Raw genomic sequence first — 6,525 nt, forward strand, 5'->3', positions numbered from 1 at the left:
TGACGGAGGGCTATTTCCGGGGGTATGATCCCTTCCGGTTCCCCCAAGTGTTTGACTCCATAACCAAGGACGATATCCTGGCCTTCCTGCGGGAGAACCTGCGGGAGGAGCGGGCGGTCCTCAGTGAGATTGTGCCCAAGAACGCCTGACCCCAGGAGAAAGGAAGAAACCTGTTTTGACCGCTTTGAAAGATATGCCCATCAGCTTCCCGGGGCTGTTCGGCGACTGGGAATTCAACCCGGACCCCATTGCCATCCACATCGGACACGGTATCTATTGGTACGGCATCATTCTGGCCATCGCCATGCTGGCGGGCCTGCTTCTTTGCATGAAGCAGGCCAAGCGCTTCGGTCTGACCGAGGACAATGTGCTGGATATGATCTTGTGGGCTGTGCCCTGCTGCATCGTGGGTTCCCGCATCTACTACGTGATCTTTTATCTGGACCTGTTCCGAAATGCCGACGGCAGTTTGGACTGGGGCCGCATCGTGGCCATCTGGGACGGCGGACTGGCCATTTACGGCACCGTCATTGTGGGAATCCTGGTGGCGTTTATTTACACCCGGGTCAAAAAGCTGAAGTTCGGCGCCATGACGGATCTTTGCGTCATGGGGCTGCTGCTGGGACAGTGCATTGGCCGCTGGGCCAATTTCATCAACCGGGAGGCCTTCGGCGCAGAGACCACGCTCCCCTGGCGGATGCGGCTGTGGACCTCGGCGACGCAGTATATCGAGGTGCATCCCACCTTCTTCTACGAGAGCCTCTGGAACCTTATCGGTCTTTTGCTGATCTTGTTCGTGGTATCCAAGGGCCGCCGCTTTGACGGGGAGAATACCTGCTTTTACTTCCTGTGGTACGGCCTGGGCCGTGCCTGGGTGGAGGGCCTGCGGACGGACAGCCTGTACCTCTTTGACTGGACCTTCCTGGGTCAGCCCATCCGGGTCTCTCAGGCACTGAGCGTTTTGCTGGCGGTTGCGGCAGCAGCGCTGCTTTTCTACAATATCAAGATCAAAAAGCATGATGCGGCGGATCTTCTGGTCAATCAGGTGGCTCTGACCGCTGCCGCGGAGGATGCGGCGCAGACCGGAGAGAGCGTTGAACCCGCGGCAGAGGCACCTGCGCAGCAGGAGACGGTGCCCGCACCGGAATCTGCTGCAGCGCAGGCTCCGGAAGAGACGAAAGGAGAGGCAGACCATGGCGATCCGCATTGATGGAAAAGCTCTGGCCGCCAAGGTGAAGGCCCGTGCGGCGGAAGGGGGACGCACTCTCTCCCGCAGACCCGGCCTTGCAGTGATTCTCGTGGGAGAGGACCCCGCTTCCCGGGTATATGTAACCGGAAAAGAGAGGGACTGTGCCGAGTGCGGCTTTCTCAGTTTTGAACACAAGCTGCCCGTTGAGACCACCCAAGAGACATTGCTGGAGCTGATCGGCCGACTGAACCGGGACGATGCGGTGGACGGGATTCTGATCCAGCTGCCGCTTCCCGGGCATCTGGACGAGGAAGCGGTGCTCAACGCCATTGATCCCGAGAAGGATGTGGACTGTTTCCATCCGGTGAATGTGGGCCGTCTGGTGATTGGTGATCCGGTGTTTCTGCCCTGTACGCCCGCAGGAGTGATGGAGATGCTCAAAGAGTATGAGATCCCTGTCCGGGGCAGGCAGTGCGTGGTACTGGGGCGCAGCAACATTGTGGGCAAGCCCATGGCAGCTCTGTTGCTCCAGCAGGATGGCACGGTCATCACCTGCCACTCCCGGACGCCGGATCTGGCCAGATATACCCGGGAGGCAGATATTCTGGTGTCTGCCGTGGGTCGTACGGGACTGGTGAGTGCCGACATGGTGAAAGAGGGCGCGGTGGTCATCGATGTGGCCATGAACCGCAACGCCCAGGGCAAGCTCTGCGGCGACGTGGATTATGCGGCGGTGGAACCCAAAGTCTCTTACATCACCCCGGTGCCCGGCGGCGTAGGTCCCATGACTCGGGCCATGCTGATGCAGAATCTCCTGACCGCTGCCCGCCGCCACGGTGCGTAAAATCGTGCCGGTGGCGCGGGATAAACGATGGCCCGGCAGAAGCAGGACCGAGAAATGCGGAATCTGATAAACAAGCAGCGGAGGCTGATTGGCCTCCGCTGCTTGTTTTTGCATCTGTATCCGAATTTCAGAATTCTTCCATACCAAAGTATTGGCTGGTAAGGTGGGCGTAATGCAGGTATAATCCGCCGAACCGATAGAGATACCCGGGTTTCCACGGCTTGGCCTTCCCGCAAAAATGCAGGATGGCGGTGTGCTGCATGACCCACTTCATGTCGTAGATGCCTCCGCTGGCAATCCGGTAGGTGTTGTAATTCCGGGCGTCATAATTCCAGACGGCATCGTCCAGCGGTAAAATCCGACTGCCGTAAAGGGCGTTGAGAATATCTTGATCCGGCAGCAGCAGCTCCCGTTCATGCTCCGCCACGAAACGGAAGATGTGATCTGTGGAAATCTCCCGTCTGCATGCTTCCAGGTTCATCAGCAGAACACCGGAATTGTAATAGTCGTGGTCGGTCCCCAGGCGTACCCGATTGACCTGATTGGCCAGATCCGTTTTGCCGGTATGCGCGGCCGCGGCAAACAGGCGGCCCTCCAGATCCATTTCCCACAGCGGTCGCAGAGGATTGATGACCAGAATATCGGGGTCCAGATAAAGAATCCGATTCAGCTGCCGGGGCAGAAGGGAGCCCGCCAGAAGGCGGTAGTACATTTCCTTTGGATACTGCTTTGTGGTAGGGGCGTCCGCAAACAAGCGGTCCTCCACGAAAATGGGATGGAATTGATACGCAAGATGCTCACACTGCCGGACAACCGGGGCCAGGGCCGGCGCTGGAATCCCGCTGTGCAGTAGGTAGATGGCAAACTGCTCTCCGGGGTTATTCCAGTAGAGGGAAGTCAGCAGGACCTGAAGCTGTGGGAGATATGCCTGATCCAGAGATACCAGAAGGGGAATTGTGTCCATGGGGGTCACCTCGTGTGTGTCATATGGGGAGTTGGTGAGATCTGCATCCGGCACAATGGCGGGGAATCTGGACATCCCCGTTCTTTTCTGCTAAACTGTATGGCACAGGAAAAACAACTTCGGCGCAGATATGCAGATATTATGAGAGGATTTTACCATGCCGGGAGACATGAAGGCGAAAATCGCGGATACCTTGAACGAGATTCTCAAGCACAAGGAACTGGATAAGATTACGGTGAAGGAACTGGTGGACGCCTGCAATATCAGCCGGCAATCATTTTATTATCACTTTCAGGATATTATGGAGGTTGTGGAGTGGTATCAGGATCAGGCACTGAAACAGTCCATTGAAAAAAGTCTGGCGGCTCCCACGTATCAGGAGGCAATCAAGGGAGTTGTTTACGAAACCTTCCAGCACAGAGAGCTGATCTTGCAGCTGATGGCCTCTCACAGGCGAAAAGAAATGGAACTTCTCTTCCTGAAATCAGTCCGCACCTATCTCCAGGAGCTTCTCCGCCGGAGGGGAACGGCTGTTTCCGGCTCCACCAAAGATATTGAAGCGGCACTTTCCTTTTGTGCCTTTGGCCTTGTGGGAATGATCCTGAATGATCTGAACCAGAAAAATCCGGATATCGACGCATTGGCTGATCAGATCTGCCGCTTGCTGACGGGAGAAATCTCCTTCCATTTTACAGATGATCCCTGATTTTGTTTGCGGAATGCCTGCACGCCCAACTGAATTTTAACACTAGCAAATCCAAGCCAACTTGAACACTTATAATTATATACGAGTGTATGGACAAAATGCCGGAAATGTCAAAATTTTTTACATTTCCGGCATTTTGTTTAGACAGAACAAAAAAATTGACAGTAGCGGTAAAATGCGGCGCCTGTTATAAAAAATGGGGGATCGTTTCAACAGCGAAGGGGATGACTTTCGGCGAAACGGGAACGCAGCATTTTTCAGCAAAGAAAAGTGAATTTGAGCCCATGGATCGCACCGGGTGGCAGTGCGGAGAAGGTTTCCGCCGGATAGGTTGTGACTCATGTTGCTCATGGAACGGGGTACCATGTTACTCCGGATGCACATAGATAAAATGTGATGAAAGGGGAACCCAATCTATATGAATGAAGTAAAACGACCAAAAAAGCCGTTGATTTATTACTACGGAATTATCCTGCTGATTCTCTTGCTGTTCAACCTGCTGGCCCTCCCGAAAATCACGCAGTTCCGGATGGTGGAGGTGGACTATGGTACCTTTATGTCCATGACGGAGGACGGAGAGGTCGGCCGGGCGGAGATCCAGGAACAGGAGAACCGCATCCTTTTCACAGATAAGGACGAGACCACGGTGTATAAAACCGCCATGGTAGATGACCCCGACCTGACCGATCGTCTCCACGATGCCGGCGTTCCGTTTTATGGGCAGGAGATCGAACAGGAATCCCCCATCCTGTCCTTTCTGCTGACGTGGGTTTTGCCGCTGGTTGTGTTCATTGCCATCGGTCAGTTTATGTCCAAAAAGCTGATGGATCGAGCCGGCGGTGCCAACGCCATGTCCTTTGGGTTCGGAAAGTCCAATGCCAAGATCTACGTCAAGTCCTCGGAGGGAATCAAGTTCTCTGATGTGGCAGGAGAGGATGAAGCCAAAGAGAGTTTGAAAGAGATCGTGGATTATCTTCACGATCCTTCCAAATACAAGGAAATCGGAGCGTCCATGCCCAAGGGTATCCTGCTGGTGGGCCCTCCGGGCACCGGCAAGACCATGTTGGCCAAGGCGGTGGCCGGCGAAGCCAATGTCCCCTTCTTCTCCATCTCCGGCTCGGAGTTTGTGGAGATGTTCGTGGGCATGGGTGCTTCCAAGGTCCGGGACCTCTTCAAGCAGGCCAAGGAAAAGGCACCCTGTATCGTTTTTATCGACGAGATCGATGCCATCGGCAAAAAGCGGGACGGGCAGTTGGGCGGCAACGACGAACGGGAGCAGACCCTCAACCAGCTGCTCACGGAGATGGACGGCTTTGAGGGCAACAGCGGGGTTATGATTCTGGCGGCCACCAACCGGCCGGAGTCTCTGGACCCTGCGCTCACCCGGCCGGGACGTTTTGACCGGCGGGTACCGGTGGAGCTGCCGGACCTTCAGGGCAGAGAAGCTATTTTGAAAGTCCACGCCAAGAAAATCAAAGTGGCGGAAAACGTGGACTTCAATCGGATCGCCCGCATGGCATCCGGCGCATCCGGCGCGGAACTTGCCAACATCGTCAACGAAGCGGCCCTTCGGGCAGTGCGGGACGGGCGGCGCTATGCCACCCAGTCGGACCTGGAGGAGAGCATTGAGATCGTGATTGCCGGGTATCAGAAAAAGAATGCCATCCTTACAGATAAGGAGAAGTGGACGGTGGCCTATCACGAGATCGGCCATGCGCTGGTGGCGGCGAAGCAGACCCATTCTGCCCCGGTCCAGAAGATCACCATCATCCCCCGGACTTCCGGCGCTCTGGGTTATACCATGCAGGTAGAGGAGGGCAACCACTATCTTCTGACCAAGGAGGAACTGGAAAACAAAATTGCCACCTACACCGGCGGCCGGGCCGCGGAAGAGATCGTGTTCAGTACCAGCTCCACAGGAGCTTCCAACGACATTGAGCAGGCGACCAAACTGGCGCGGGCCATGATTACCCGTTATGGCATGAGCAAGGACTTTGACATGGTGGCCCTGGAGACGGTCAGCAATCAGTATCTGGGCGGGGACAGCTCTCTGACCTGTTCCATGGAGACCCAGACGGAAATCGACCGTCAGGTGGTGGAGCTGGTCAGACAGGAGCATCAGAAGGCCGCATCCATCCTGCTGGAAAACCGGGAAAAGCTGGATGAGCTGGCGAAGTATCTCTATGAAAAGGAGACCATCACCGGCGAAGAATTTATGGAGATTCTGGAAAAGTAAAGGACTTGCCGAAAACTCTGAGGGCCGATTTGAGGCCCGGGAGAACGACTGAAAAAACAAACAGCCGCACCCCTCAATAGGGGTGCGGCTGTTTTGCTGTCATTACTGCGACACGGCAGTACCGGTACGGCCGGCGATGCCGTCCTTGGCCTTTTCCAGCAGCGTGATGAGGGCGGTGCGGCCGGGCTTGGATTCGGCGAACTTTACCGCCGCCTGGACCTTGGGCAGCATGGAACCGGGGGCGAACTGGCCCTCTGCCTCGTACTTGCGGGCCTCCTCCGGAGTCAGGTGATCCAGCCACTGCTGATCGGGCTTCCCAAAGTTGACAGCCACCTTCTCCACAGCGGTGAGGATAATGAGAGCGTCCGCATCCAGCTCCTCTGCCAGCAGCTCCGAGGCAAAGTCCTTGTCGATGACGGCACCGGCGCCCTTGAGGTGGTGCCCTTCCGTCTTGTAGACGGGGATTCCGCCGCCGCCGCAGGCCACAGCCACCTGACCGGCATCCACCAGAGCCCGGATGGTGTCGATCTCAATGATGGATTTGGGCAGGGGAGAAGCCACACACCGGCGCCAGCCTCGGCCGGCG

5 protein-coding genes and 1 pseudogene are annotated in these 6,525 nt (G+C 56.2%); 4 read left to right on the forward strand and 2 right to left on the reverse strand.

The genetic code is table 11. The features are described from left to right. Nucleotides 1-175 precede the first annotated feature (175 nt). Together lgt and folD are read left to right on the forward strand one after the other, a co-directional pair. Nucleotides 176-1,210: a prolipoprotein diacylglyceryl transferase gene (gene lgt, locus QZL67_RS09880; protein ID WP_022290555.1), complete on the forward strand. Its 1,035-nt coding sequence runs from the start codon at nt 176-178 to the stop codon at nt 1,208-1,210. Then, nucleotides 1,194-2,033 (forward strand): bifunctional methylenetetrahydrofolate dehydrogenase/methenyltetrahydrofolate cyclohydrolase FolD, encoded by an 840-nt coding sequence (gene folD / locus QZL67_RS09885; RefSeq protein ID WP_022290556.1) that lies wholly within the window; start codon nt 1,194-1,196, stop codon nt 2,031-2,033. The genes lgt and folD overlap by 17 nt, the downstream gene beginning before the upstream one ends. Before the next feature lie 127 nt (nt 2,034-2,160). Here folD and QZL67_RS09890 read toward each other — a convergent pair whose 3' ends face one another. Further along, complete coding sequence (locus QZL67_RS09890; protein ID WP_292920266.1) at nt 2,161-2,997, reverse strand: glycosyltransferase; 837 nt, start codon at nt 2,995-2,997, stop codon at nt 2,161-2,163. A gap of 169 nt (nt 2,998-3,166) precedes the next feature. Here QZL67_RS09890 and QZL67_RS09895 point away from each other — a divergent pair, with 169 nt between their 5' ends. Then, on the forward strand, nt 3,167-3,703 hold the full coding sequence (locus tag QZL67_RS09895) for a TetR family transcriptional regulator (RefSeq protein WP_292920268.1): 537 nt from the start codon (nt 3,167-3,169) through the stop codon (nt 3,701-3,703). 418 nt (nt 3,704-4,121) lie between these two features. Beyond that, entirely contained in the window at nt 4,122-5,939 is a 1,818-nt protein-coding gene (gene ftsH / locus QZL67_RS09900; protein WP_022290559.1) for an ATP-dependent zinc metalloprotease FtsH, read from the forward strand. A 102-nt stretch (nt 5,940-6,041) separates the two neighbouring features. Here ftsH and QZL67_RS09905 read toward each other — a convergent pair. Then, nucleotides 6,042-6,525, reverse strand: a pseudogene (locus tag QZL67_RS09905) (carbamate kinase); the annotation flags it as partial.

The sequence above is a fragment of the Oscillibacter sp. CAG:155 genome, assembly GCA_000436875.1.
Lineage (GTDB): Bacteria > Bacillota > Clostridia > Oscillospirales > Oscillospiraceae > Oscillibacter.